At 48.3% G+C, this 26,212-nt stretch carries 20 protein-coding genes; 1 reads left to right on the top strand and 19 read right to left on the bottom strand.

Annotated features, from left to right (window positions below; all coding sequences use genetic code 11):
• Positions 1–56: 56 nt before the first annotated feature.
• Both IPM44_01510 and ftsE read right to left on the bottom strand, forming a co-directional pair.
• Positions 57–968 carry an ABC transporter permease gene (locus tag IPM44_01510; protein ID QQS27234.1) on the bottom strand — a complete coding sequence of 304 codons (912 nt, stop codon included), beginning with the start codon at positions 966–968 and terminating at the stop codon, positions 57–59.
• 28 nt (positions 969–996) lie between these two features.
• The gene (gene ftsE, locus IPM44_01505) at positions 997–1,677 is read right to left on the bottom strand and encodes a cell division ATP-binding protein FtsE (GenBank protein QQS27233.1); all 681 of its coding nucleotides are present in this window, start codon (positions 1,675–1,677) and stop codon (positions 997–999) included.
• A gap of 77 nt (positions 1,678–1,754) precedes the next feature.
• Between ftsE and murA the strand changes: the two genes are divergently transcribed.
• Complete coding sequence (murA, locus tag IPM44_01500; protein QQS27232.1) at positions 1,755–3,008, top strand: UDP-N-acetylglucosamine 1-carboxyvinyltransferase; 1,254 nt, start codon at positions 1,755–1,757, stop codon at positions 3,006–3,008.
• Positions 3,009–3,049: 41 nt separating this feature from the next.
• Here murA and IPM44_01495 read toward each other — a convergent pair whose 3' ends face one another.
• The 17 genes from IPM44_01495 to IPM44_01415 all read right to left on the bottom strand — a co-directional run bounded on the left by IPM44_01495 (position 3,050) and on the right by IPM44_01415 (position 26,191).
• Positions 3,050–4,813 carry an ABC transporter ATP-binding protein gene (locus IPM44_01495; GenBank protein QQS27231.1) on the bottom strand — a complete coding sequence of 588 codons (1,764 nt, stop codon included), beginning with the start codon at positions 4,811–4,813 and terminating at the stop codon, positions 3,050–3,052.
• Between the two features lie 494 nt (positions 4,814–5,307).
• Positions 5,308–6,396 carry a peptide chain release factor 2 gene (gene prfB, locus IPM44_01490; GenBank protein QQS27230.1) on the bottom strand — a complete coding sequence of 363 codons (1,089 nt, stop codon included), beginning with the start codon at positions 6,394–6,396 and terminating at the stop codon, positions 5,308–5,310.
• Positions 6,397–6,501: 105 nt separating this feature from the next.
• Positions 6,502–7,689 carry a DUF11 domain-containing protein gene (locus IPM44_01485; protein ID QQS27229.1) on the bottom strand — a complete coding sequence of 396 codons (1,188 nt, stop codon included), beginning with the start codon at positions 7,687–7,689 and terminating at the stop codon, positions 6,502–6,504.
• Positions 7,690–7,982: 293 nt separating this feature from the next.
• Positions 7,983–9,092 carry a hypothetical protein gene (locus IPM44_01480; protein ID QQS27228.1) on the bottom strand — a complete coding sequence of 370 codons (1,110 nt, stop codon included), beginning with the start codon at positions 9,090–9,092 and terminating at the stop codon, positions 7,983–7,985.
• 165 nt (positions 9,093–9,257) lie between these two features.
• Complete coding sequence (locus tag IPM44_01475) at positions 9,258–10,049, bottom strand: hypothetical protein (protein QQS27227.1); 792 nt, start codon at positions 10,047–10,049, stop codon at positions 9,258–9,260.
• A gap of 184 nt (positions 10,050–10,233) precedes the next feature.
• On the bottom strand, positions 10,234–11,664 hold the full coding sequence (locus IPM44_01470; GenBank protein QQS27226.1) for a hypothetical protein: 1,431 nt from the start codon (positions 11,662–11,664) through the stop codon (positions 10,234–10,236).
• A gap of 97 nt (positions 11,665–11,761) precedes the next feature.
• A complete protein-coding gene (locus IPM44_01465) occupies positions 11,762–12,100 on the bottom strand; it encodes a hypothetical protein (protein QQS27225.1) in 339 nt (112 codons plus the stop codon).
• A gap of 27 nt (positions 12,101–12,127) precedes the next feature.
• Positions 12,128–15,229 carry a hypothetical protein gene (locus IPM44_01460; GenBank protein QQS27224.1) on the bottom strand — a complete coding sequence of 1,034 codons (3,102 nt, stop codon included), beginning with the start codon at positions 15,227–15,229 and terminating at the stop codon, positions 12,128–12,130.
• 39 nt (positions 15,230–15,268) lie between these two features.
• Positions 15,269–17,881, bottom strand: coding sequence for a preprotein translocase subunit SecA (gene secA / locus IPM44_01455; protein QQS27223.1), 2,613 nt, complete (start codon positions 17,879–17,881; stop codon positions 15,269–15,271).
• A gap of 60 nt (positions 17,882–17,941) precedes the next feature.
• Positions 17,942–18,295 carry a ribosome-associated translation inhibitor RaiA gene (gene raiA / locus IPM44_01450; protein ID QQS27222.1) on the bottom strand — a complete coding sequence of 118 codons (354 nt, stop codon included), beginning with the start codon at positions 18,293–18,295 and terminating at the stop codon, positions 17,942–17,944.
• Positions 18,292–19,518: a serine--tRNA ligase gene (gene serS, locus IPM44_01445; protein ID QQS27221.1), complete on the bottom strand. Its 1,227-nt coding sequence runs from the start codon at positions 19,516–19,518 to the stop codon at positions 18,292–18,294. Before serS ends, raiA begins: the two co-directional genes overlap by 4 nt.
• Positions 19,519–19,537: 19 nt before the next feature.
• The gene (gene lysS, locus IPM44_01440) at positions 19,538–21,094 is read right to left on the bottom strand and encodes a lysine--tRNA ligase (GenBank protein ID QQS27220.1); all 1,557 of its coding nucleotides are present in this window, start codon (positions 21,092–21,094) and stop codon (positions 19,538–19,540) included.
• Positions 21,095–21,191: 97 nt separating this feature from the next.
• Positions 21,192–21,653: a transcription elongation factor GreA gene (gene greA, locus IPM44_01435; GenBank protein ID QQS27219.1), complete on the bottom strand. Its 462-nt coding sequence runs from the start codon at positions 21,651–21,653 to the stop codon at positions 21,192–21,194.
• Between the two features lie 154 nt (positions 21,654–21,807).
• Positions 21,808–23,742 (bottom strand): penicillin-binding protein 2, encoded by a 1,935-nt coding sequence (gene mrdA / locus IPM44_01430; protein QQS27218.1) that lies wholly within the window; start codon positions 23,740–23,742, stop codon positions 21,808–21,810.
• A 63-nt stretch (positions 23,743–23,805) separates the two neighbouring features.
• A complete protein-coding gene (locus IPM44_01425; protein QQS27217.1) occupies positions 23,806–24,303 on the bottom strand; it encodes a hypothetical protein in 498 nt (165 codons plus the stop codon).
• 1 nt (position 24,304) lies between these two features.
• Positions 24,305–25,108, bottom strand: coding sequence for a rod shape-determining protein MreC (gene mreC / locus IPM44_01420; GenBank protein QQS27216.1), 804 nt, complete (start codon positions 25,106–25,108; stop codon positions 24,305–24,307).
• Between the two features lie 12 nt (positions 25,109–25,120).
• The gene (locus IPM44_01415; protein ID QQS27215.1) at positions 25,121–26,191 is read right to left on the bottom strand and encodes a rod shape-determining protein; all 1,071 of its coding nucleotides are present in this window, start codon (positions 26,189–26,191) and stop codon (positions 25,121–25,123) included.
• Positions 26,192–26,212 lie beyond the last annotated feature (21 nt).

The following is a 26,212-nucleotide window of genomic DNA, read 5'->3' as shown; positions in this document are numbered from 1 at the left end:
ACCCCCTTGTTTATTTCAAAGCAGTAAGCATCGCCATTAGTCTAACACAAAAACCGCTAAAGCTTCAAGTGCCTCGAAATAGCTAGAAAACTAGATAATGTACCAATGACAATCCCAAGTGTATACATCGCCAGTGTCACTAAAAAGATCCGATCGGTCACAAAAGTTACCACTTCGCTAGCATTAAAATAGCTGGTAAATAGTGGTTTAGCAACGTTAATTAGTGGCAGAGTAATGGCCATCGCAATAGTTGCACCAATCACCCCATACATCGCTCCTTCAATGAGGAAAGGCCCTCGAATATACCAGTTTGTTGCACCAACTAACTTCATAATCTCAATTTCTTCGCGCCGGGTAAAAATCGCCATGCGAATAGTATTAAAGATAATCATTAGACTAATTAGTAAAAAGGCTGCCGAAATTACTGTTCCAACCTGGGAAACTCCGCGTGAGATAGAAACAATTCTATCCACCACCTTACGTCGTACATCACTATCGTCATTGCTGGTACTTGCCACAATGGTAGCGGCTCCATCCGATTTTATCTGACTATTTAACGAGTCTAAATCTTCCAAAGTGGCAGTCCGCACCTCCAAAGAAGCTGGGAGTGGGTTGCCAATATCAGCCGCCGTTTTAGCTAATTGTTCGCCATCTTTAGAGCTATTGCGCAAACGCTCCAAAGCATCAGTTTTTGAAACATATTTAACTTCTTTAACATTGGGCATTACCTGAATATTGGCCTGCAATTTCTTGACTTGGTCTGGAGTAGCTTCATCCTTCAAGAAAACAGTCAGGTCGATCTTGTCACGCACAGCTGCTAGCTGGTTCTGTAAAAATAATGCTGAGAAGGCAAAGAATGCCACAATTACCAAAGTCACCACCATAATGGCAGTAGCGGCAATCGAAAGCCAGGCATTACGAAACAGATTTCTAAACCCAGTTTTAAACATGCGCCACAGCGTTATCATTATGGTTTCACCCTCCTACTCGCTTCCACTATAGAACGTACCGCCCGACTTTTTCATCTTTTAAGATGCGTCCATTCTGGATTGTAATTACTCGACGCTTCAAGGCATTGACAATTTCTTTATTATGGGTTGTGAGAAGTACTGTTGTGCCAAATTTATTGATTTTTAAGAGTAGTTCGATGATATCCCAAGAGTTTTTGGGATCAAGATTACCAGTTGGCTCATCGGCAATCAAAATTTTTGGATTACGCACCAAAGCACGGGCAATCGCAACACGTTGCTTTTCACCGCCAGAAATCTCACGCGGATAGTTGTTAGCTTTTTCAGCCAACCCAACCAACTGCAAGATCTTCGGCACAGCCCGCTTAATTTCCGAAGTCCGTACCCCACTGGCCTCCAGCGCAAAAGCTACATTTTCATACACGGTAAGGTTTGGTAGTAGTTTAAAGTCCTGAAACACCACCCCAATCCGACGCCTCAAATGAGGAATACTAGTTTTTCCAATAGTATCGTAATCAATTGAGCCAACTATTATCTTGCCACTGGTTGGAGATTCTTCTTTTATAAGTAAGCGAATCAGTGTCGATTTACCAGCCCCAGATGAGCCAACTACTGTAACGAATTCTTTTGGCTGAATATGCAAACTAACGCCCGACAGAGCGACCGTCTTATTTGGATACATCACTGAAACTCGATCAAGTAAAATCACGTATGCACTTATTTTAGCATACACGCTTGAGCTTGTGGACTTGTCACCAACAATAAAAAGCCTGCTACAATATAATTATGACAAAGCTTGCCATCACTGGCCCCACTCACCTGCGCGGAGAATGGTTTACGGCTGGGTCTAAAAATGCCGTTTTGCCAATGCTGGCTACCAGCCTCCTAACAGATGAGCCGCTAACGTTAGAAAATGTCCCTCAAATATCTGATGTTGATGTGATGCTCAACATCCTTGCTTCACTCGGCGCTTCAGTTCGGCGCGAAGGCCACACTGTCACTATTCAAGCCAACTCACTAGCCACCGCCACTATACCAGACGAATTAACAGCAAAAATGCGAGCCTCCGTACTGGTACTTGGGTCGGCCGTTGCACGACTTGGTAAGATCACTGCCGCCCAGCCAGGTGGCGATATTATTGGCGCCCGACCACTTGCCTCCCACCTCAAGGCATTTCAAGCTATGGGGCTAACTGTGGAGCGCAATCGTAGCCATATTACTATCTCTGGTCAGCCTCAAGGAGGTCGAATTGTCCTCGGTGAACTAACTGTAACTGGTGCTGAAAATGCCATAATGGCCGCTGTGCTAGCCAGTGGCACGACCGAGCTACGCATGGTAGCACTCGAACCCCATGTCGTCGAGCTCTGTAATCTTTTGTGTCAAATGGGTGCGCAAATTGAAGGAGTTGGCACTCACAACCTAATCATTCATGGTGTCGCCAAGCTACATGGTGCCCACTTTCGCGTCCCACCCGATCAGCTAGAGAGTGGCACCATCGCCATTGCAGCGGCGGCTTCGCGCGGTGATGTCGTGGTGCATGATTTTTTGCGTGATGAACACGACGTATTGCTTACGCTATTTGACCAGATCGGTGTGGAATACCGTTTACCTGATGACAAAACTATTCACATTCTGTCCGGTGGCGACTATCAAGCTGTTAGTGTCCGCACTCAACCCTACCCGAATTTTCCTTCCGACCTCCAAGCACCACTGGCCGTTCTACTTACCCAATGTGCTGGTACATCAGAAATATTTGAAACTCTCTATGAAGGTCGCTTACAGTATCTGTTTGAGCTCCAACGTATGGGAGCAGCCGTAGCTATCCGCGACACTCACACTGGACTAATTACCGGCCCCACACCACTGGCTGGCGCCGATCTTATTAGCTTTGACATTCGCGCTGGAGCTACTATTCTTATTGCCGCTCTGATTGCCCAAGGCACCACTATGATTGACCGTATTGAACACATCGATCGTGGTTACGAACGGATTGAAGAACGCCTACAAGCCCTCGGTGCCACCTTAGAACGAATCGAATAACTTAAAAAACCCTCCTACATAATTGCAGAAGGGTAAGTACCTCACAAGCTCTCTCGGCGCTTGAGATCGCAGTAAATGCCATTAAAGGCTTCATGCTCTTCGGCTGTGCCAACAAACTCGACTCGACCGTCTTGCATTGAAACAATCCGATCGGCCGGCTCAATCGTCGACAGGCGATGAGCAATAATTAGCACCGACAAATCCTGACTCTCAGCCAGCTTACGCAGTGTAATCTTAACGAAATCCTGACTTTGGGCATCCAAAGCACTAGTTGGCTCATCGAGAACCAACAAGGCTGGTCGCTTGATCAAAGCGCGAGCTAGAGCCAATCGTTGCCGCTGACCACCACTGAGCTTGATACCACGCTCACCAACAATCGTGTCATATCCTTCTGGAAGAGACTCGATAAAATCAGCAATTGCGCTCATCTCAGCGGCCTGACGCACAGCATCTTCTGCGGCATCAATACAGCCCAAGCGGATATTGTCACCAATCGAGCGGTCAAACAGCACGTTGTCTTGTGCTACATAACCAATTAATTCGCGTCGCAGATACTGCGGACAGATTTCTAGCAAATCTACGCCATCAAAACTAACTTTTCCAGTAGTAGGGTCATACAGGCGCATCACCAGACGCGCCAAAGTTGACTTACCACTACCAGAACGCCCTACCAGCGCAACCATCTCACCTGGGTGAATTGTAAAGTTGATGCCACTCAAAGCTGGCTGACCACTATCACCATAACGATATGTAACATCGGAAAAAGCAATTTCACCACGTGGATTTGTGATGAGCACTGGCTTGAGTGGTGCAACCACTTCAGGCTGAGTCTTAAAAAGCTCCGTCAGCTCATCGAGAGCCGGCAAACCTTCACGCAAAACACGCTGCAATTCCTGGAAGCGATTGAGATTGCTCCACATACGCTCCAAAATACCAGACAGTAGAATCAAAGTACCAACTGATACACCACCCCTCCAGGCCAGCAGGGCAACTGGATAGTAAGTGGCGCGCAAGAAGGCCAAACAAATCATCTGATAACCGAGGTGCTGACGCCATTTCGGCACAGCTACCCGCTCCGAAGCCACCAGCTCGTCCATGCTCTCGGCATGACGATCGGCAAACTCTCGCGTCAAACCTTGCTCATCAATGGTGATGGCATGGTGCGAAAGCTCGGCTTCAGACTTTTCCAGATACTTCATTTGCGCCCGGTATTTTACGAAATGCGGACGGCTCAAACTCTGCGACCACAACATCGTTGCGCCATAGAGAATAACTGAGCTCAAGGCCAAAAGCCCGGCTCGCCAATCAGCCGTAAAACTGAAAACAAGAATTGCTACAATCCGAAAGCACAGTGGTACGACATTAAAACAGATCTGATCTGTCAAAACATCAACCTTTTTATGGTTACGTGCCACAATCGAATCCTTCTCACCAGCCGAATTCTCGGTGTGATAAGTCGTGCCAAGTGCCAGCAAATGCTGTGCACCCAGTACATTGATGAGGGCATAATTCCCCCACAGAGCGCGAAAACGGTAGCGGTCGGCCAAACGGTCAAAAGCTTCCTCAATCCCGTAAGCCACCAGAACCGCAATCGTTACACCAATTGTCCAACGTAACACCCGATCGCTGTGCAAGCCGGTATCGATGTACATCTTCAAGGGATAAGCCTGAAAAAGCAACATCGTCTCACCAACCAACATAAAGGCCAGGGTGAGCCAGATGTTCCGCACAATAGCACCGCGTTCTTGCTGGCAACGCTCGTACTGTCCCATCGCTCTGTATAGAGCTAGGTATCGTCGTAGCATAGCAATCCTTTCATCAGTGGATGGTCGGCTAATCTTTACTTGTGAAGATTCGGAGTGAAGTTTTAAAGCTCTAGGCTAAGAGAAAAACCACCTCCGTGGCGGTGCGTATGCATCAGCACCACCCCAGAAAAGGCCACTAAAAATATTCTTTATTTTTAAAATCAATCAAAAACAGATATTTTTACCAAAATTCACAAAGTTGTTAAAGAGACATAATATAGACCATAGAACCAAGATTTGTTATCCTCGTGGATAAGTCCTGATCTATTCTTGAAAAATATGTCTGATTCAACAGATGTTTTATAAAAAGAGTTCAGTTGCTACAGCTAAGTAGCTCAAATAACCACGAGTCTTACGACGCGAGAAACAGTCGCTTCATCGACGTACGCTGAAAACAAGCCAGGTGTTGGCAGTTGGATAATAAGACTTATAGTATTCATAATGCACCTATATTACACGCTTATGCTTGTTATGTCAACAGTTAATTTGATATTTTATGACTTTTTATCGAGAGTCTTTAATAAGTAAGCTTCAATAAATGGCTCAATCTCACCAGCTAAAACCGCTTCGGTATCGCTGGTTTCATAGCCAGTGCGATGATCTTTAACCTTTTTATAAGGGTGTAAGACATAGCTCCGGATCTGTTGACCCCAATCAGCTGACTGTACTTTACCACGTAATTCAGCGATTGATTCCAGATGTTGTTCACGCGCCAATTCCGCCAACTTAGCCCCTAAAATAGATAGTGCCTTAGCCTTATTTTTGAGTTGCGAGCGCTCATTTTGAATAGAAACCACAATTCCGGTCGGAAGATGAGTAACTCGCACCGCTGAATCGGTTGTATTAACACTCTGGCCGCCATGTCCACCAGCTCGATACACATCAATCCGCAGATCCTTCTCATCTAAATCAATTCCCTCCATTGGAATTTCTGGTACCACATCTACCAACGCAAAACTGGTCTGACGTAAGCTATCACTATTAAATGGTGAAAGACGCACCAGCCGATGCACCCCTTTTTCACTCTTAAGCTTACCAAAAGCAAATGGACCAGTAATTTCTAGCGTGGCCGACTTTATCCCCGCCTCTTCACCGCGTGAGATATCCACCAAACTAGCAACCAAATCGAGCTTTTCAGCTGCTCGCGAGTACATCGTAAGTAGCATCTCAGCCCAATCTTGAGCATCTGTGCCACCAACTCCAGCCGAAATCTGCACAATAGCCGTATTCTTATCATAATCACCAGCCAGCTTAACAGTAATCATCATCTGCCGAACCGAGTCTTCAATCTCGTCTGTAGACTTAGTTAAAGCGTCAAGCAATGATTCGTCAGATATCTGAGCCAGTTCAAGCATGGTTTTAATCGAATCTTCCATAACGCGCCAGCTATCAATAAATTTTCGAAGCATAGCCACTTCTTGGCTAATTTTTTGCGCCTCACCCTGGTCGGACCAAAAATCAGGCGCCAGCATGCGAGCCTCCAGCTCGTCAAGCACCTTTTGCTCAGAGTCCAGATGAAGTTGGCTGATTGCCCCCTGCACCTGCTCTAAAAGCCTCGTTAAACGATCAATTATTGGTTTCATCAGTAATTATTATACCTGCTATAGCTTTTCCTATAAACCAAAACTCCCCGCATGAGATTTTCCTCACTTGGGGAGTTTGGCCGTAAGACTACAAGCTGTAGTCTGTTACTTTACAACGTTTTTAAGCGCAGTACTCAAACCTTTACGGCTCTTTCGGTAGAAATAACCAGCATAGGTGAGACCACCCGTTCCCAACAGACCTGCTACGCCAGTTTCGATACCAGTCTGAGGCAAGCTAGGCTGCTCAGGGGTTACCGGAGTTACTGGAGTTGTAGGCTTTGGAGTAATTGGCGTAGGTGGAGTAGTAGGTGGGGTAGTTGGCTTCGGTGCAACAACAACCGTAGTTTTTGCTGCATTGAAGTATTCACCCATACCTTCTGGCTTCACAATACCAACGTTCTTGAAGGTATAGTTACCTGGTTTTAGATTTGAATCAATCTTAGCCTGGAACCATACAAAACCATTGCTACCTGGGGTGTAATTTCCGACATTAATACCACCTTTGGTGATATTGTCAGAGTTTACTTTTGTACCAGTTGGATTTGATGCATTTTTAATCATCGTAGTACCTGGTACGTAGGTAACGTTAGCTGGCATGTTATCAGCAATGATAACGTTCTTGAGAGTTGTATTGCCTTCGTTTTTGTAGGAAATCAAGTACTCAAGTGTGTCACCAGCTTTGGCGGTGTTTTCAGTCTTCCACTCTTTTTCACCAAGTACACGAACTTGTTTAGTGATCGAAACTGCAGGAGTTTTAACCCGAGCAAGTACTGTAACATTGGCTTCGTAGTTGAAGCAAGGCTTTGCGTTCTCAAGAACAATTCCAGTTCCAACAACTTGGTCACTGATAGATTCAGTTACCCAGTTGGGCTGCTCGTTGGTACCCTTGTTGTGGCGCCACTGAGCGGAACCTGGAATATATTCCAGACGGCTCTGATCCAGAGCGAGGTTGACGTTTGCAGTGTCGGTAACGGTATTAGCGTTATCAGCACTTATGGTTCCCTTAACAACTTGGCTTTTGCCAGTTTGAGTTGGGAGATCGATTTTTACTTTAAGATTGTTTGCTACTTTACCAGAGTTGGCTTCTTCTTTGTTGTGGTACCAAATCTGTACTTTTACCACTTCATCGGTTTTAGCACTAGTCGATTTTGTATAGGTGGTAGCACCAGCAGTTTGGTTAGCAACTGCAGTACGACCCTCTAAGGCAACCTGACTAGTAGCACCAGCTACGGCCGGAACTGCAATAAGAGCAGTTGCCAGCACAGCATAACGGAGCTTAGCCGAAATTTTCATGTGCTTCTCCTTTCACCACTCAAAATTTGAGCGGAAAAAGCTTACGGTTATTTGATAATTTCTTACAGTCGTCAAGAACTTTTGCTTCTGTTGGGAAACGATATTCGCGCTGTTAAGTAACTCCATCACACCTGGTGTGAATGACTTAAGTATTGTATCAGAATTATAGTATTTTGTCAATGGTTTTGGTTATGCTTTTATTTCTGGCTTAACCCAATAAAAGGAAAAACCCCAGGGCGCACGAGGCGCCCTGGGGCTAGAAAGACCTGAACATCCGAAAGCTCAGGCCACGGTCACGGAGGCGGAGCCACTGTGCCCGTATTGGTCTGGCCACCGACATTGGTGTTCATGTCGGGGTTGGAGGCCCCGGCACTTCCACCGGTGGTGGTGCCAGACGGCCCGTCGGTTGCACCAGATGGCGTGGTGACGCCAGAGCCAGTGCCCGTGCCGGGTGTGCCGTACTGGGTCGGCCGGTAGGGATCGGCGCCGTTCCGAGTCGCTTCCGCGTCTCGGTTCTGCTGGTCGATCACCCGCTCGGCGTTGCCGGGCACGTAGCCCGGGGTCGGCTTTTGCGGGTTGGAGTTGACGGGGTCGAACTCCGGACCGGAGTCTGGCTTGCCACAGTACGGCCCGGTCTGTCCGGCGCACTTGCCGGGCTTGACCGTTGTCGGCACCGTGGTGGTCGGCCGTCCGGGCTTACCGGGCTTTGCCGGCTTGACCGGGTGCGACGGCTGGTTCGGCGCCGGCGGAGCTCCCGATCCTGGCACACTGGCCGGGAAGTTCTGCTCCACCGGCTGATACCCACAGTTCAGCTTGAACTGCTTCACGGACCCGTCCGGGAACGTGTAGCGGATCACGCGGAACGGCTTGGCTTCGACCGGGATCTGGTAGATTTCAGGGATGATTCTCCCCTGGTCCACCATGTCCATGGTCTGATAGCGGCCACCCATCTCGACGATCTCCACCTTGGTGGCCTCGTTGAGACGCGCCTGGAAGCGGAGTTCAGCCAGAGACCAGGCGTCCGGGTTGGCCATCAAATCGATGGTCTTCTGGACGCGGATGGCGGGATCCGAGAACTCGTTGAAGAGATACTCGGAGTCACCCACCAATAGGGCGGCGTCAGCGCAGCGTCGCGCGGCGAAGTCCGCCTGCGTGGCTGCCACGTTGGCCGGATCCTCCGGAGCCGGAGGGCCGAACTGGTTACCTGCGGTATCGCGAGCAAAGAAGTGCGGCGTGGCGCCACACGTGGCCGGAGCCACCGTGGTGGTGGTTGGGTCGGCGCCGGCATCGGGCGGACCTGGGTCGGCGATCGCCGTGATGACGGGGAAGGCTAGCAGCAGTGCTGCCGCTGCCCCCAGAAGCCCAAAGAAGAACTTCTGCTGAGGTGACTTGGGTGCGCGCATGGCGCACCTCCTTTCGGATCGGTGTCGCTCTCGGCGACACATGGATGTTCAGGTTCTGGTTCTGACTTTGAGAACTTACCTCTGCTTTACCAGAGATTTGTACTCCAGGCCAGAATAAAACTTGAAAGAGTTTCCTCTAGGGCCCGAAGGCCCTAGAGGAGCGAGTCAGTTCGTCTGTGCGACGGCTGCGGCTGCAGCCTGCACGGTCGGAAACTGACCAGTGGGAGGGGGTGGCGGTGCCACCTGACCTGCCGGTGCCGGTGCCGGTGTTGCCACCACCTGTGTGGCGGTAACCGGCTGGTCGGCCGGTGGGAGTGCGGGTGTGGTGCCCGCTCCCGCCGATGCCGACGAGCTAGTCCGGGCACTGATGTGCCCTTCACCCGTCAGCAGGCTCGTGATGAGCCCAACGATCGCGGCGACAGCCAGAGTCCAGGCCCACTGGATGTGGGTGGACACCTGGCCAACGCGCCAAGCGTCCACCACCCACTCGATGAAGAGGTAGGTGATGAAGCCGGCGACCGCAGCAGCAGCCGGCGGGATCCAGCCGTTGGCAGCCTGGATCTGCGAGATCGCCGAGGCATGCGCCTCAGAATGGGCCTGCAGCCCGTCGACATCGCCGCGCAGGCAGGTCGTCCTGCTCTCCAGCGTGCCGAGGCGACGGTCGTGGTTCGCCACGGTGGTGCGGAGCGTACCGAGCTGCTGCAGGATGTCCTGCTGCTCGGCGCCACGCTCAGCCAGCTGGCGCTCCAACTGTGCCACCTCCTCACGGAGGATGGTTCGGAACGTCTGGCTGGCCGCCTGGGTCAGCTCGTCGTTCCGGTCGGCGATGGCCGCGTTCAAGCGGGCGATCTCGACGCCCACCTCTTCGAGCTGACGCTCGAAGTTGTCATGCTCGGCACGGTGGTGCCGGGCCAGGGCGATCTCAGCCGCCTCAGTCCTTGCTGTGCGATTGGTCATTTCCCCTCCTGGGGTTGTTGTGCCGGGAGTCTCTGACACCCGGGCTAGGTACGATTACTCACGCATAATAGCATAAAAGTAGTAATTTTGCAATAGTTTTTAATAAAGTCAATATGCTTATGCCAAAGATTGTTAACAAAAAAATAGGGCGAGTTGGTATTACCCAGCCCACCCCAGCGAAATATCAAGCAGCACTCAGCTGACGATACTCCACAAGTAGACGCCGGTCGGCCTCCTCACGCACCGCTAGCGGTGAACGATAGGCCCAACACTGCTCTGGGTCGGAGTCCGCCAGAACAGTATCGATGGCCGCAAGCACCACCTCATCCGGTAGGTTGGCCAGAATCGACTCATCCGAGCGCTCTCGCCCACCGATTGCGCCACCCAAAGGCGACTCGTCACTAGCCGGCGTCTCAATATCGGAATCATCCGTTGCCGCATCGTCAACCGTGGCTGCCAAGCTATCACGCAAAGCATCGAGCCGCTCGCGCACCGACCTCTCAGTCGAAGGCTTCGGCCCGCCACCATACACAATATGACGCGGATGCGGAGGGATATCGCCACTAGAAACTCGGCGACGCCCATCAACTTCGTCGACAACGATCGGGCCAGGCTCAATCACCACCGACTCAGCCTCATCAGCTGGCGGTAGTGCATCACCCTCATCAGCCCAAGCCGTATCGCTCACCACATCGGCCAGATCTTCATCAGAAGGAAGCTCCTGATTATCCGGCTGCTGCGCGGGCGCTGGCTTACGTCGAGCTAGCCCTGGGAACTTGAACTCGGCCAAGAACTGCTCTGGCGTCTTGGTCTCTTGACGGAACATGGCGTGCGCCGTCCGCTGGAACCAAGCAAACCGCATCCGATTGGGATCGGTTACGATTTCGCTATCCTTACCCTTGCAGAGCTGAGCTTCGATGCGCTCGTCATCCCAGCCGGCAGTGCGGTATATGACGGTGGCAAAGTACCACAGCATCTTGGCTAGTTCGCCAGCAACCGCATTGGCCTCATGCTCCTGCTTGTTATGCAGATATTCGTAGGCCTGATTGGCTACTGGTAACAACCTCTGCTTGGCTTGAGTGATGAGCTCGTCCAAGGACAATGGCTCATCGCCGAGCAACTCCACGACGTAGATCGGCTCGTCGTGATCCGAATCTTCATTCGGAACCTGAAAATCCTGCGTGGGCACATCGCCGTAAAAAGGCGGTGGCTCATCGCTGGATTCTGAAGTGCCTTCGTGCGACTCTTCAGCCAGATTGGCATCCGAAGTCATCGACTCAACTGACAGACCGGCGATGTAGACATCAACCGCATCAGCCAGCGAAGCCGGCACGAATTGACTGCCACTACGCAAGACTACTGGCTGTTGCTGTGGCTCGGTCCGACCCTCATTGAGGATCTGCTCGAGCACTCGCAGTGCCGACGCCTCGTCTAGCGTTGAGTCAGCCTCGATGAGGCGTGCCACCAGCGTTCCAGCCTTGAGCTGGACGCGTCGAGGTGTAGTGCCAGACTTAGTGCCGTTCGAATCGGCATCCGACAACGCACCACACTGAGCAACCAGCTCAGCCGGATCGGCCTGCTGGAATTCCTCCCAGCTCATACTCTTGTCGTTCATTGCTCTTCCCTTCGTAGGGTCGTAGATTGTCAGGTACAAATAACAAAAGAACCATACCATAAATACATAGCATGGTCAATGTTTTTATTGGTTATTCTTAGTGTTGCTGAGCGGCTTTTTCACGCATTTTAGCAAGTACAGCCTGCTGATCGGCAACCAATTTATCGCCAACCTCTCGAGCAGTTGAGGCCACTAGCTCATCATAACCTGGTACTAACTGACGCAATCGATCATCCACCTGATCGCCACCGGCGTCGATTAAGCGCTCCAGTTCGGCCATCTGCTCTTCTGAAATTTGGTCAGCTACTTTACTCAAAACTCGTGTCATAGTCAGGTCTGCCAACTGCTCGGCTAACTGTTGTTTTTGCTCATCGCTAGCCGAAGCCATACCGAGCCTGGTGAAAATATCTGGTTGATTTGTCTGTACTGGATTCATATTTTACTCCTTTACCTTAAAAACTTATCAAGCTCCAGTTAAGCGATCTGTCGGCATACCGTAAAGCTTTAAAATACTCTCAGTTGATGCGCCATTCTGAACTTGCTGTGCGATACTACGCGTAATTTGCGTCATCTGCTCATTACCAACATCAAAGGATCCTCGACCTAATATAAAGTTAACCCTATCTAATTCAGCATGCGACAAGTGCATGCCCTTTAATGCGGCTTCGTAGCCCTTATCGTAGGCTTGCTCTGCAGCTTTATATACAGCCTGCTCAGAAGGACTTAACGTGCGATAGTGATCTGTCATGGTTTGCCAGTTCTGAGCCGCGCTCTCATCGGTACTCAAGATCCCCCTCATACGGGCCGCATTAGGATCATATGGAGAATCTGGAGTAGGTGGCTTTGGTGGGCCTTTTGGTGGCTCATGGGTTGGTGGACCATCTAGGAAATGCCTGAGAACAAACGGTGCTGCAGCTGCCGCCACACCAACCACGGCGGCTCCTCGCTTAGCTCGACGGTTAGACTTAGCGTCACTATTAACGCGATCGAGCTGAGATTGCAATAATGCGCCAGCCACCGCCGCAGATGATTCTACATTACCAGCTAGAGCACCACGTAGTATTCGCTCACCATATAGCGCCCCGGCATTTGCCTCTAAAAATGCCGCCAGTTCAGCTTCAGACATATTCTCAGCCCCTAAAGCCTCGGCATGTTCAGTCATATAGCCCATATCACGGCCGGCCTCAAATTGTGTTCTAGCCGTCTGAGCACCCCATCTATCTTGGCGGCCACGCAAATCCGCCTTATCAGCTCGGCGATTATGCAACATATTCCAGCCAGCTTCAGTAGCCATAAAACCACCTGTACCGCGCATCACAGCACCGGCTCCAGCTACCATAGCACTACCCACCCCAGCGCCAACACCTGTCATGGCAATCATCGCACCAGTTATACCAAGGGCGGCACCAACTGCCAAACGCGCCCGACGACCATTCTTAGACCGCCAGAAAGTACGGAATTTCTCAGATTTAGTACCCACCTTGAGTGCGCACTGGGCTGCCTCAATCTTTGAGCGAGTCTGCGCCATCTCCAGCGTCATTTCTATTTCAATTTGCCTCACCACACTCTCCACACCTCGATGTAGGGCTTCAATTTGCTGATCGCACTTCTGTATAGCTGCGCGAGCCTCTAGCATACGCTCACGACGAATATTAATCCGATATTGACGCAACTCTGGTGGCAGAGTAGTATTGGCCTCCAGTCGTGCAATAGACTGATCTAATACTGTAATTTTCTCCTGCATGTCTGTCTTATAATCATTTAAGTCGTTTTCAACTCCACGATAGTCCGCCAATACAGCCGACCAATTATCCATATACTGCGCATAAGCATTCTCTAGGCCTTGGTTAGCAGAATCCAGCCCTGCCTGATCAGGCTCATTACGACCAAAGAATTTTTCCCGCTGCTCCTTGGCCTGAGCTACTGCCTGAATTTGTGCGTCAACATTTAAGCGTGCCCCTTCAGCAAGAGCTAAAACCTCACCTGGAGCAGGGACCTTCGGTACTCCATCAATGTAGCTTCCACGCTGGTATGGCTCTCCACCTTCACGCCTTCTACCTTCACCATCGTCATCATCATCTTCAGGCGGCCTGCCACCAGCATCTTGCAGCTTTTCAATACGCGAAATACTCTGCTCGCTAATAGCAAATTCTGTACCAGTTTCCAAATTAAGTAGTTTTAAGTTGGGTGGATTTTCGCCAATCTTCTGAATTACCATATGTCGAGCCTTATCGCCATCGGCTTCCGTATAATCAACTATTTCACCATTTTTAAACGTCACGCCACCAATTTCGAACTCATAATTATTCTCAATCGACTCCCGACGCTCAACCCGACTCATGGGCTGAGGCTGGGCTTCGGTATTACCAGCTGGGGTTGGTGGAGTGGGTCGATCAAAATTAGTCTGCACACCTGACGCTCCAGTTCTAGTTGTCTGCGTGCCACGTGAAGTTGAATAATAAGCTTCGGTATCATTCTCATCAATAATACGGTCAGTTTCATTGGCAATCGGGCTAGGTGGTGCACCATAGAAAGCCTCAGTGTCATTATCTTCTAGCGCACGCCTTTGCTCTTCACCACCACTGCGCCCTTCCAGGATATCACGCAAGTCACCACTTAAATCACTGTCGAGATGGCGCATCGGATCTCTTGTCTCTGAGTCAGGTTCAGGTTCAGTTCCAGTTTCAGGTCCAGTTCCTCCAGATGATCGCATTTTGTCTCTCCTATCTAATATATCGTCCTCATCATAACCACTTTCACTACCACCGTGCAAGACCTCGTCGTGAGTTGATTGCCTCCACTCTTCAGGTGGCACATTATACCGTTCGGCTTCATCGGCTGGATCGTGATCATCTGGGTCAAAATACCTAACTCGCTGAGTAGTTTTTGTTCCTTGCGTCTTAGTTTGAGCTTTTTTAGCTTGAGCCTGTGGCTGATATTTATCTGAATTATTTTTTGGTTGCTTTTTAGCTGGCTCGGGATTCACCGTACCGTCTGGATTATAGCGATCATAATATTCGGACCACAGCGACCGCGTAACAGGCCTCATCCCATCTTTTACTTCGCGTGCTAACTCATTAAGAAAAATCTCTGCTGGCGCCACACTACCACCCAACGAATCACCAAATCGACGATTAACTCGTGTCTCAACACCGCGCCAGCCCTTCATTCCACGCAAGCTACGCTTTATCTCATCAGTTGGTCGGCCGGCAAAGCGATAGGGGTCATCGGGGCTAATTTCGGGCTTGGTAGTTAGTGTTGGCTGAACTTCTGGCCGAGTGGTTCCATCTTTAACCGGTATTAGGGGCTCATCACCACTCTGGCCCTCAAACCGACCGGCCATTTCGTTTAAAACACGACTCCGCTCACTCTTCAAGCGTTCTAAGTCTGTATCAGCCCGCTCCAGCGAAGCATTACCTCGATCAATATCCGGATCTTCAATCGCCCACTCGCGCTCATCAAAGGCTCTTTGCATCTTTTGCTCAATCTCGCGCAGTTCACGAGCTAGTTTCCCAACACCTTCTGGTGTGGCGTCGCCAATATTAGGGCCTTGTTTTTCTACCATACTACTTATGATAGCAAGAAAGCTTAAGTTAAATAAAGTCTAGCGTCGCTTCTTCTTCTTTTTAGACTTCTTTTTAGTAATTGATGCCGTCCGCCGAATTGGCCCCACTTCACGCCCAGAACGCTCCGAATCTCTGAGGGCTTTTTGTCGTGACACCTTACCAGATTCAGTTGGTCCAGACGTCACAGCCTGCTGTGCTCCCTGAGTAATTTCGGTTTCGATTGCCTCATCTTCAGGTTGAGCCGTAATATCAACTCGTACCTTAAATAAGGTATGGACTATCTCTGAATCAATTCGACGTGTCAAAATCTTAAACATTCGAAAAGCTTCAGCTTTATATTCAACCAGCGGATCACGTTGCCCATAGCCACGCAAGCCAATGCCGTCACGCAAATGATCCATTGCTTCCAGATGTTCCAGCCAGGCCGTATCAATCGTCTTGAGGTTCACTAAACGCTCAATCACCATCACACCCTCATCGCCAAATTCCATCTCGCGCGAACGATATAGATCTTTGGTTATCCCCATAAACTCCGTTGCTAGAGCCTCTTTATCACGACTCTCAACTGATTTCTCCCAGTCTTTCGGCAAATGAATAACATCACGCACCGCTTCGGCAAGCGTAGTAATATTTAAAATTTCAGTTTGTGGGTCGGTATGAGACTCTAAAAGCGCCTGAAACTCCGCGTCAAACAACGGTAAAATGTCATCTTTGAGTGAGTCTTGCTTGAGTACGCGTCGGCGACGAGCATAAATAATCTCACGATGCTGGTTCATCACGTCGTCATAGTCAACCAAATGCTTGCGCGTATCAAAGTTATGACCTTCAACTTTCTTCTGGGCCGACTCCAAAGAACGCGAAACCATCCGATTTTCTATCGGCGTATCCTCCGGTAGACCCAAAGCCCCCATCATCGAAGCAAGCTTTTCACTCCCAAAAATCCGCATTAGATCATCTTCTAACGAAACATAAAATTGGCTCGAGCCAGCATCGCCCTGTCGTCCAGCCCGCCCACGCAACTGATTATCAATTCGTCGCGACTCATGACGTTCGGTACCGATTACATGCAACCCACCCAGGTCATTAACACCTTCACCCAGCACAATATCAGTTCCTCGACCGGCAATATTAGTTGCCAAAGTAACCGCCCCTGGCTGACCGGCAGATGCCACGATCTCTGCTTCCGCCTCATTATTTTTAGCATTTAAAACTCGATGTGGCACCCCAGCCTTAGTTAGCATTCGGCTCAGCAGTTCGTTCTTCTCAATTGATACCGTACCCAAGAGTACTGGCTGACCTTTCTCATGACGCTCTCGCACATCCTCAACCACAGCCTGAAATTTACCAACTAGCGTTTTATAAATCCGGTCTGGCATATCTTGACGGACCATTGGGCGATGGGTGGGAATAGTGGTGACATCCAGCTTGTAGATCTTGCCAAACTCCTCAGCTTCAGTAGCAGCCGTACCAGTCATACCAGCCAGCTTGTCATATAAACGGAATAAATTCTGGAAAGAAATAGTGGCTAAGGTTTGGCTTTCCTGCTGAATAGTCACACCTTCTTTGGCTTCAATAGCCTGATGTAAGCCTTCGCTGTAGCGTCGACCAGGTAAAAGACGCCCAGTAAACTCGTCTACAATTACAATCTCGCCATCAGGAGTAACAACATAATCTTTCTCTTTCTGAAAAATAGCCTCGGCCTTTAAAGCCGACTCGATGTGATGTACATCCTCAATCCGTCCGGCCTCATAGACATTATCAACCCCCAAAGCCTTTTCAATTCTAGTAATTCCTTTTTCCGACAAGCTAACGGCGCGCTGTTTTTCATCAACAGTATAATCTTCATCCCGCTTGAGCGACTGAGCAATTTTAGCAAAAGTATAGTACCGATCGGTTGGCTTGGCATTAGCCTGGGAAATAATCAATGGTGTACGAGCCTCATCAATTAAAATTGAGTCAACCTCATCAACAATTACAAAGTTCAAGCTACGCTGCACCATCTGATCAACGTGTTGAACCATATTATCGCGCAAATAATCAAAGCCAAATTCGTTATTTGTGCCATAGGTAATATCAGCCCCATACGCTTCCTTGCGCGTAACTGGGCGCAAGTGTCGTAAGCGCTCGTCGGCGTGCTGATCATCGGTATACTCAGGGTCATAAAGATAGGCGGCATCATGCATAATCACCCCGCAGGACAAGCCAAGAAAATGATAAACTTGCCCCATCCAACCAGCGCCAATCCGAGCCAAATAATCATTGACGGTAACCAAATGCGCACCTTCACCCTTCAAGGCGTTCAGATACAATGGGGCTGTAGCAACCAAAGTTTTACCCTCACCGGTGCGCATCTCAGCAATCTTACCCTCGTGCAACACAATTCCACCAACTAATTGCACATCAAAGTGTTTTTGGTTAATAACGCGTGCACTAGCTTCGCGTACCACAGCAAAAGCTCGCTCCAAAATACCATCTAAACTCTTACCATCTTGAAGTTGTTGCTTAAACTTATCTGTTTCAGACCGCAGTGCCTTATCGGAAAGTTTTTGGATCTCAGAATCGAGTGTGTTAATACGATCCACACGTACTCGTGCTTTTTTAATTTCACGCGCATTTGGATCGCCAAAAAGTGTTTTTAGATTAATCGCCATAGCTAACCTTTCTATTGTACCAGATACAACCTGTGAACCCCCTTAAATTCATATGAAGTTTTATTCTGATTCCAATATTCTGCTGCGCTTTAGAGTCACTCTTTTTGGTGCATGCTTTGCTTTGTATTTACGAATCTGCTCCTTAAGCTTAGCCTCTAAAATATCAATCGCACTATGCGGATTGATGGTCGCTGTTTCAGCAAATATATCTGGACCCTGAACCTCTATACGAGCCGACACAACATACCGCCTGTCAGGTGTGGCGGACTCATCACGATGCAACTCAATACTCACACCAACTGGCCGATGTTGTCTGGGAAAATAACGGTCTAATTTGGCAATTTTACGCTCAATGTAGCCCGTTAGCTCGCGATCCACCTCAAGCTTACGTGCAGCAATAGTATATTTCATCATAAGTATTCCTCCCCATAATAACTTGCTAAAGCTGAAGGTAGGCGGACTCGCCCATCTTCGGTTTGATGATTCTCCAAAAGCGCAATCAAGGTTCGGCTCGAAGTAACCGCCGTGCCATTTAAGGTGTGTGGGTGGACCAGTGTACCGTCTGCTGACCGATAACGAATATTGAGTCGGCGAGCCTGATAATCCGTACAATTACTACAACTCGTCAACTCACGATAACTCTCATCGACTGGACTCCAATATTCAAGATCATACTTTTTATAGGCCGGCGCCGACAAGTCACCATCGGGAATACGGATAACATGGTACGGAATCTCTAAACGCTCACACAGCGCTTCCTCTATAGCTAGAATTTCTTCTAAAAGCCGTTCGCTCTCATTTGGTTGGCAATAAATATACATTTCCAACTTTTCAAACTGATGCACTCGATAAAGCCCCTTAGAAAATTTGCCATAGGCCCCAGCTTCCAAACGGTAGCAAGGTGAAGATGCCGAAAGCAATAGAGGCGCAGTCACATCAATTACCTCATCCATAGCAAAGCCGGTGAGGGGCAGCTCAGCGGTAGCAATCATATTTAGATCCTCACCTTCCGCCTGATAAATTTGCCGCTCCTCGCCACGCGGTAAAAACCCAGTACCTGCAGCTACCCGAGAATTTACCATATGCGGCACATACAAAAGCTCAAAACCGCGCTGATGCAATTCTGCCTTAGCTAAAGCCTGCACAGCATCCCATAGACGCACCCCTTTATCGCGTAAATAATAAAATCGGCTACCGGCTACTTTTGCGCCAAGCTCGAAGTCGATAAAGTTAAGTTTTTCATTCAATGCCAGGTGGTCCTTTGGCGGAAAACTAAAAACTGGCTTAGTTCCGCCGGTACGGATCTCCACGCTAGCATCTTCACCTCCTTCTGGAGTGCCGTCGGCAATTAAATTTGGAATATCTTCTAGTAGTCGTTGCCACTCGGCTTCAATATACTTAAGCTCCTCTTCATGACGAGCCAGATCTTGCTTATCTTTCTGAAGCTGAATAAGTTGCTCTTCAGTTGGCTTACCATCTAGCTTGAGTTTGGAGCGAGCTGTATCGACAAGCGGAATAAGCTCGGCTCGACGGACATCTAATTTCAGCCATCGATCCAAATCAACGTTCATGCCACGACGCGCAATTACAGTACGCACCTCATCAGTATTTTCTCGAATATAGGCGGGAGCTAACATATACTTATATTATACCACCCTAGAGTAAATCTCTCAGTCGAGCCAAAACAAAATCTTTTTCCAGGCTAACTAAAAATGGCCCTAGCTTTGGTCCAGCAGTTTTGCCAATAAACGCTTCGTATAGAGTTGAAAAGGCCTGCTTGGGCTGCAATTCGACCGCCTGAGCCACAGCAAAGATTGTGGCCTGTAAGACATCTCCCTCCCAGGCAACTTGATTAAGTCGCTCAACTAAGCCACTCAAGAAATCCTGCTGAGATACACTCAAATCCAACTTGGGGGTAGTCTCTAAAACAGTGAACTTAATTGACTCTGGTGCAAACTTTTCTAACCAGGCCGCCACATATTCCAGCTCGCGCTCAATTACGGTAGCATCTTCTCGTACGGCTTGAGCGTGCCCGGTCTTAGTTAATAGCTCCAACACCCTTTCATTATCACCTTGAGCCGCCTGATAGACGGTGGCCAGGTGCGTAAAAGGTACTGTCGAAACTGTGGCATGACTCTGATCTAAAACCGATATCTCCCAAGCCTCACGAAAGACGGTTGGCTCTCCAGCACGTACTGCCATCTCAGTTGTAGCATACTCGTCAATTAATTGCGCCATACCAACTCCAGTATCAAAGGCTAAGACTTTCTGCGGTAAGCTCTTAAAGACAAAGTAGCGCAAAATATCAGGAGGTATAACCTTAAGAGCATCACCAATTGTCACTAAATTCCCCAAAGAAGAGCTCATTTTCTGATTGTCTCCCTTTAGGTTAATCGGATTGAATGGCACCGGAATTGGTGGCTCAGCATCAAATATCTCACGCACAATAGCTGCTCCGGTATCATAACTACCACCCTTAGTAGCGTGTTCTTTACCGAAACCTTCCACATCCACACCTAAAATAGCCCAACGCGCCGGCCAATCCACACGCCAATCCAACTTCACGGCGCCCGTCCGAACATCAGCCTGATGGATAGCACCATCCGAAGCGCGATACTCCACCATATAAGTACCCGCATCAAAGCCTAAAAACTCAGCCGTTCGTAAGTTATTAGTAGTGATGTCTAGAATCTGAATCGGTTGCCAATCTCTAGCGACTTCACGTTGAGAAACAACTTCTAAAATCTTAGCAATCTCATCGCGCCGAGTCAGTGCAGTAATAATCGCATCGGCAAACACGCCACGCTGATACTCCTCGTGCGAGCGCCAGATCTCCATCGGTATCTCCAGCTTTTTTGCTGCACTAGCATACTCCGAGAAATAATAATCAGCATAGCTACCAGTACTGCCATCTGGTGCAGGGACTAAATAGACTGGCTTACCCACCTCTTTTTCAAAAGACTCCGGTAAATACGGATAGCGCTTGCGTAGAACATCCGAGTCGTCAACATTATGGATATGTAAGGCTTCTCGGTTCTGCCCCTCCAATCCGCGACGTATGGCCTCAGCAGTTAGAATCTCGCGTGCATGACCCACGTGATAGGGCCCAGATGGAGTAATGCCCGAAGCCACTAAAATCCTACCGCTCGACTTACGAGCAGTAATTTTGTCTAAAATTGTATTAAGCCAATATTTTGAAGTCTGATTATCCATATCCTTACTATCTTACCAGTTTTCTATTATATCTACCCTAAAAAAAAGCCACTCTGTTCCGCTTAGAGTGGCCTTAATCCTAAATGATTCTATTTTATTAGCTAATTTTTTGAATCTTATATACGATTATGCCAGCCGGAACTTCCACCTCTACCTCGTCACCAGGTTTTTTCCCGAGTAGAGCTTTGCCAATCGGACTTTCATTTGAAATCTTGCCAGCCGTAGGATCAGCTTCGGTCGATCCAACAATCTGAAACTCTTGGGTGCCACTTTCTAGTTCAACATGCACCGTTGAGCCGACGTCAACTTTATTAGCATTACCTTTTTCGATGGCTACAACATTCTTTAGGATATTTTCAATCTCAGCAATTCGCCCCTCAATAAAAGCTTGGCGCTCCTTAGCATCATCCCAGCTTGCGTTCTCAGATAGATCACCAAACTCCTTGGCTTCCTTTAAAGAGGTGGCTATCTTCTTACGTTGCACATTAACCAAATCATCAAGCTCGGCTCGTAATTTTTCTATTCCCTCACGAGTAACATAAATTGCTTTTTTATTCATAATAACTCCTTGTACCCTCCTCCATATGGAACATCTCTAAGAAAAAAAGGCCTCAAATCACTGAGCCTTACAGAATTTGCTCCACCAGGTTTTAATCCTTGTCGGAACGTATTATTGCACGCTACATATCTCTACGTCAAGCAAATTTTAGCAGTTATTTCTTCCCTTCTGTAAAATACCATTTCAATGAATCGCGTACCACCGGCAAAGCAAATTCTGCACCCTCACCAGAATATTCTACCAAGGCTACTACTAAAATTTCTGGCTTATCATACGGCGCATAAGCCTCAAACCAGGCATGCGGACGTGAGCGCTTATTTTTTACGTCAAACCCCTCCGAGCTAGTTTCGGCCGTCCCACTCTTGCCAGCCACCGGTACTGGCACTTCTCGATTTGTTGAACAACAGCCAGTACCCGATTCCATAGTTTGACGCATGCCTTTTTGCACCATATTGATGTATTCTGGCTTAATAAAGTCGGAGCGCACCACTTGAGGTTTTAGCTCTCGAACAACTTTCCCATTTTCGTCAACCACCTCCTTTACCATATACGGTTTATAAAGAGTCCCCCCATTAGCGATAGTCGAAAGTGCTGTTGCTAGCTGGAGCGGGCTAGCCATAAAATTACCCTGACCAATCGAAACGTTATAAGTGTCTCCCACATACCAATCTTCACCAGTATTTTTCTTCTTAATAGCCGGACTTGGCAAATAACCGGCTGTTTCATCACCAATATCTAGGCCAGTCTTTGTGCCAAAGCCAAATTTTTTGTAATACTCCAACAAGCGATTAATACCCAGCCCCTTAAAGTTCTGATAGCCACCGCCAACCATATAATAAAAAATATCCGAACTCATCGATATTGCCCGATATACATCAACCGTTCCCAGACCTTCGGGCTTCCATCCCTTAAAAGTATAAACGATTGACGGGTCGTACTGATTCGGAATGTCTAACTTGCCCTGGTCTACCACTGTAGTGGAGGCATTGATGATATTCTCCTGAAAAGCTGCCGCCGAAACAAATGGCTTGATCGTCGAACCAACCGGATAGTTTCCACCCGCCACTTTATTAAAAAGCGGCCGGTTTGGATCATTTAAAAGCGACTGATAAACATCCTGCTTAATACCTTTAGCAAATAGATTATTGTCGTAGTTTGGATAATTAGCTGCAGCTAAAATCTGCCCGTTGCGTGGATCTATCGCCACGGCCGCCCCACGCCCCGAGCCAGCTGTCGTGGCTTCCCGCGCTAATGCCTCACTCATTGCCTTCTGCAAGCCAAAGTTAATTGTTAAATTAAGAGAATTTCCAGCCGTCGGATCTTTGGCAGCTAACACTTTAATTGGCTTGCCAGTTGCATCAACCTCCGACTGCTCCGCTCCAGCCTCACCTTTTAGATCGTCTTCATAAGCTCGTTCAATACCGACCTTACCTATGTAGTCGGTTGGTCGATAATCTTTATTATTCTTTAGATCTTCGGCTGATATACGGCTTGTGTACCCCAAAAAATGAGCTAGCATTCCGCCATCCAAATACTCACGAATTGGATTGGTATCCAAATCAATCCCTGGCAAACTGGCTTTTTGCTCTTCAACAGCCAACGCTATATCACGCGGTACACTCTCCTGAATAAGAGTGGGTAACGGTGAAGCCGATCCATCCTTTTCAACTTTAGTCTGAATCTCTTCAGGTGACTGCCCAACAATCTTACTGAGTTGCTCATACACTTGTCGCCGCTCATCATTTTTTCTCGGTAAGCGAGCAGCTGTTGCAACCAAGTCAAAGTTGGCCACATTGCGTGCCAAGAGCTCACCCTTACTATCATAAATCGCCCCTCTCGGTGCACGAATAACATTTTGGCGAATCCGGTTCCCATCGGCTAGCGACTGATTACGCGCACCCTGCACTACCTGTAAGTTAAAGAGCTGACCTACAAGCACCACACCAACTACGCCGGCCACCGCAATAAACCACTTCAAATGCGCAAAGCTCATCTCTGAACCAGAACGATTTTCATCACTGCCAGGCAGAATTGCTACCGACCAAGCTTCACTATCGGTAACTTTTTGCTCCCTGCGCGATGCCTTCATATCTTGGCCGGCACTATAATTTCCAAAAATTGATCGAGCGATAATATACCCCTTAATTACCAATTACTGCGGCAAACGATAATGTTGATGGGTCTGTATGCGCCTATCACTCAAGCCCACAACGAGTAACAGTATAGCGCCATTATACAACACCTCCAGCAGTATGCGTATGCCCACATAACCAAGTCGACCAATCATTGCCTCGCCCGGTAGTGTTGCGTAAAAAATCAGGTTAAATACCACTGTAGCTACTGCCACTAAAGCCAGTTGAAAAGTCCACTTATCGGTATCATAGCTACCGCGAAACACCAACTTCGAAGCCAACATCACCAAAAATAAACTCAATGTAATAATGCCCACCGGCAACAAACTACTCACCTCAACTAATACGCTCAACAAAATTACCAACATTGTCATTGGTAGATAATCTAGTTTTGGCGCAAACCACACCACAAAAATAAGCACTAAGTTTGGGATTACCCAATTCGTATCCATAGCGTGCAGACTTATCTGCACTAAGCCAATAATTATGGCTAAAATTATGATTCTAGCGCGAATCATTTTAGCCTTTCACCACAAAAACAATTTCCAGTCGTCTAGTATCAACTATTGGCTTAATATTAGCAGCCTGAAAAATTTCATTATCACTCCGGTCGATTGACTCAACAATACCAATCGGCAAACCCTTCGGCACCCTATCACTACCAGCACTAACCACATACTCTCCAGTTGTAATAACTTCATTTTGAGCAATCTGCTCCATCCGCAAACCACTACCCAGCTGGCCCCGTACAATACCTCTAGCTCGACCACCTTGCGTCATAGAAAGAACCCGAAATTCTGGATCGCTTACCAAAAATACTTCACTTGTTTCGTCATGCACTTGTTCAATTTTACCGATGATCGCCCCCGAACTAACCACTGCCATACCAGGCTCCACCCCATCCGATCGACCAACATCCAAAGTAATATTGTGCCGCACATTATCAGGGCTATAAGCCACCACGCGTGCCCCTACTAAGTCCAGCTTCTGCTCTTCAGAAAAATTTAATTGAGCTCGCAATAAATCATTCTCTTTCTCTAGCTCCTTCAATCGCACTAGCTCACTATCCTTCTCGTTAATACGTCGTTGCAAGTCGGCATTATCTTGGCTCAAGCGCCCCAACGAACCAATTGTAGCCATATTATTACCTGCCCACCGCCCAAAGCCTGAAGAAACCCGCACAATAGGCTGGGTTAAGGTATCAAGCACAATCCGAAAAGGTCGCCACAAGCCCAACAATTGAAAAGCTATCACGACCGAAACTATTATTAATGAAACTAGCACGATAATTCGAGTACGAGTATGAGGCTTTGAGCGTTGCATATCTTCCTCCTCCTAGCGTGGGATTTTTTCATACTGCGTCGACACCAACACATCTTTGAGCATATCAATATCCTCTAAAACAGCCCCTGTACCGCGCGCCACCGCCGTTAATGGATCATCAACAATTACCACCGGCATTTTAGTTTGCTGAGTGAGTAGCTCATCCAAGCCCCGCAATAATGCTCCACCGCCAGCCAGATGAATACCCCGATCCATAATATCGGCAATCAACTCTGGTGGTGTTTCTTCAATAGTGTCCTTCACTGCATTTACTATAGCTCGCACCGACTTAGAAAGAGCTGTGCGAACCTGATCAGAGTTAATGATAACTTCCTTTGGTAATCCCGTAATTATATCGCGACCACGAATCGGTGCCTCTAGCGTATGTTCTAGCTCGCAAGCCGAGCCAACCGATAGCTTAATCGCTTCGGCCGTCCGCTCCCCAACCTGCAGGTTAAACTCTTCCTTAGAAAAAGCAATAATATCTTCTGTTAGCTCATCGCCGGCTATCCGAATTGATCGAGACGCCACAATGCCACCCAAAGAAATAACTGCCACTTCACTGGTACCACCACCAATATCTACAATCATCGAGCCAGCCGCATCATGCACCGGCAATTCTGCCCCCACAGCAGCCGCCATTGGCTCTTCAATCAAAAAAGCTGACCGCGCACCAGCATTAGTAGCGGCATCTTCCACCGCTCGCTTCTCTACTTCAGTTACCCCAGAAGGAATACCAATCACCACCCGCGGACGTGGAATTAGCGCAAAATGAGCCTTATGCACTTTATTTATAAAATACTTAAGCATCTGCTCAGTCACCTCAAAATCTGACACCACCCCATCCACCAACGGACGCGAGGCAACAATATTAGCTGGAGTTTTGCCAACCATCCGCTTCGCCTCATCACCAATCGCAAGAATCTGACGCGTTTTATTATTTACCGCCACCACACTTGGCTCATCAATAATAATGCCTTTACCGCGCAGATAAACCAAAGTATTAGCTGTCCCCAAATCGATACCAATATCGTGAGACAGCCGTCCTATAAACTCTGGTAGACGGACTCTCGGCAATTTCATTACTCTTAGTTTATCAGGAGT

The sequence above is a fragment of the bacterium genome, assembly GCA_016700035.1.
Taxonomy (GTDB): Bacteria; Patescibacteriota; Saccharimonadia; order CAILAD01.
This window is presented reverse-complemented; position numbering and strand designations above follow the sequence as displayed.

Bases quoted from the DNA above. Each gene is read 5' to 3' on its own strand.
- IPM44_01510 (QQS27234.1), bottom strand. From the start codon at position 968: ATGATAACGCTGTGGCGCATGTTTAAAACTGGGTTTAGAAATCTGTTT.
- murA (QQS27232.1), top strand. From the start codon at position 1,755: ATGACAAAGCTTGCCATCACTGGCCCCACTCACCTGCGCGGAGAATGG.
- IPM44_01495 (QQS27231.1), bottom strand. From the start codon at position 4,813: ATGCTACGACGATACCTAGCTCTATACAGAGCGATGGGACAGTACGAG.
- prfB (QQS27230.1), bottom strand. From the start codon at position 6,396: ATGAAACCAATAATTGATCGTTTAACGAGGCTTTTAGAGCAGGTGCAG.
- IPM44_01485 (QQS27229.1), bottom strand. From the start codon at position 7,689: ATGAAAATTTCGGCTAAGCTCCGTTATGCTGTGCTGGCAACTGCTCTT.
- IPM44_01480 (QQS27228.1), bottom strand. From the start codon at position 9,092: ATGCGCGCACCCAAGTCACCTCAGCAGAAGTTCTTCTTTGGGCTTCTG.
- IPM44_01475 (QQS27227.1), bottom strand. From the start codon at position 10,049: ATGACCAATCGCACAGCAAGGACTGAGGCGGCTGAGATCGCCCTGGCC.
- IPM44_01470 (QQS27226.1), bottom strand. From the start codon at position 11,664: ATGAACGACAAGAGTATGAGCTGGGAGGAATTCCAGCAGGCCGATCCG.
- IPM44_01465 (QQS27225.1), bottom strand. From the start codon at position 12,100: ATGAATCCAGTACAGACAAATCAACCAGATATTTTCACCAGGCTCGGT.
- IPM44_01460 (QQS27224.1), bottom strand. From the start codon at position 15,229: ATGGTAGAAAAACAAGGCCCTAATATTGGCGACGCCACACCAGAAGGT.
- secA (QQS27223.1), bottom strand. From the start codon at position 17,881: ATGGCGATTAATCTAAAAACACTTTTTGGCGATCCAAATGCGCGTGAA.
- raiA (QQS27222.1), bottom strand. From the start codon at position 18,295: ATGATGAAATATACTATTGCTGCACGTAAGCTTGAGGTGGATCGCGAG.
- serS (QQS27221.1), bottom strand. From the start codon at position 19,518: ATGTTAGCTCCCGCCTATATTCGAGAAAATACTGATGAGGTGCGTACT.
- lysS (QQS27220.1), bottom strand. From the start codon at position 21,094: ATGGATAATCAGACTTCAAAATATTGGCTTAATACAATTTTAGACAAA.
- greA (QQS27219.1), bottom strand. From the start codon at position 21,653: ATGAATAAAAAAGCAATTTATGTTACTCGTGAGGGAATAGAAAAATTA.
- mrdA (QQS27218.1), bottom strand. From the start codon at position 23,742: ATGAAGGCATCGCGCAGGGAGCAAAAAGTTACCGATAGTGAAGCTTGG.
- IPM44_01425 (QQS27217.1), bottom strand. From the start codon at position 24,303: ATGATTCGCGCTAGAATCATAATTTTAGCCATAATTATTGGCTTAGTG.
- mreC (QQS27216.1), bottom strand. From the start codon at position 25,108: ATGCAACGCTCAAAGCCTCATACTCGTACTCGAATTATCGTGCTAGTT.
- IPM44_01415 (QQS27215.1), bottom strand. From the start codon at position 26,191: ATGAAATTGCCGAGAGTCCGTCTACCAGAGTTTATAGGACGGCTGTCT.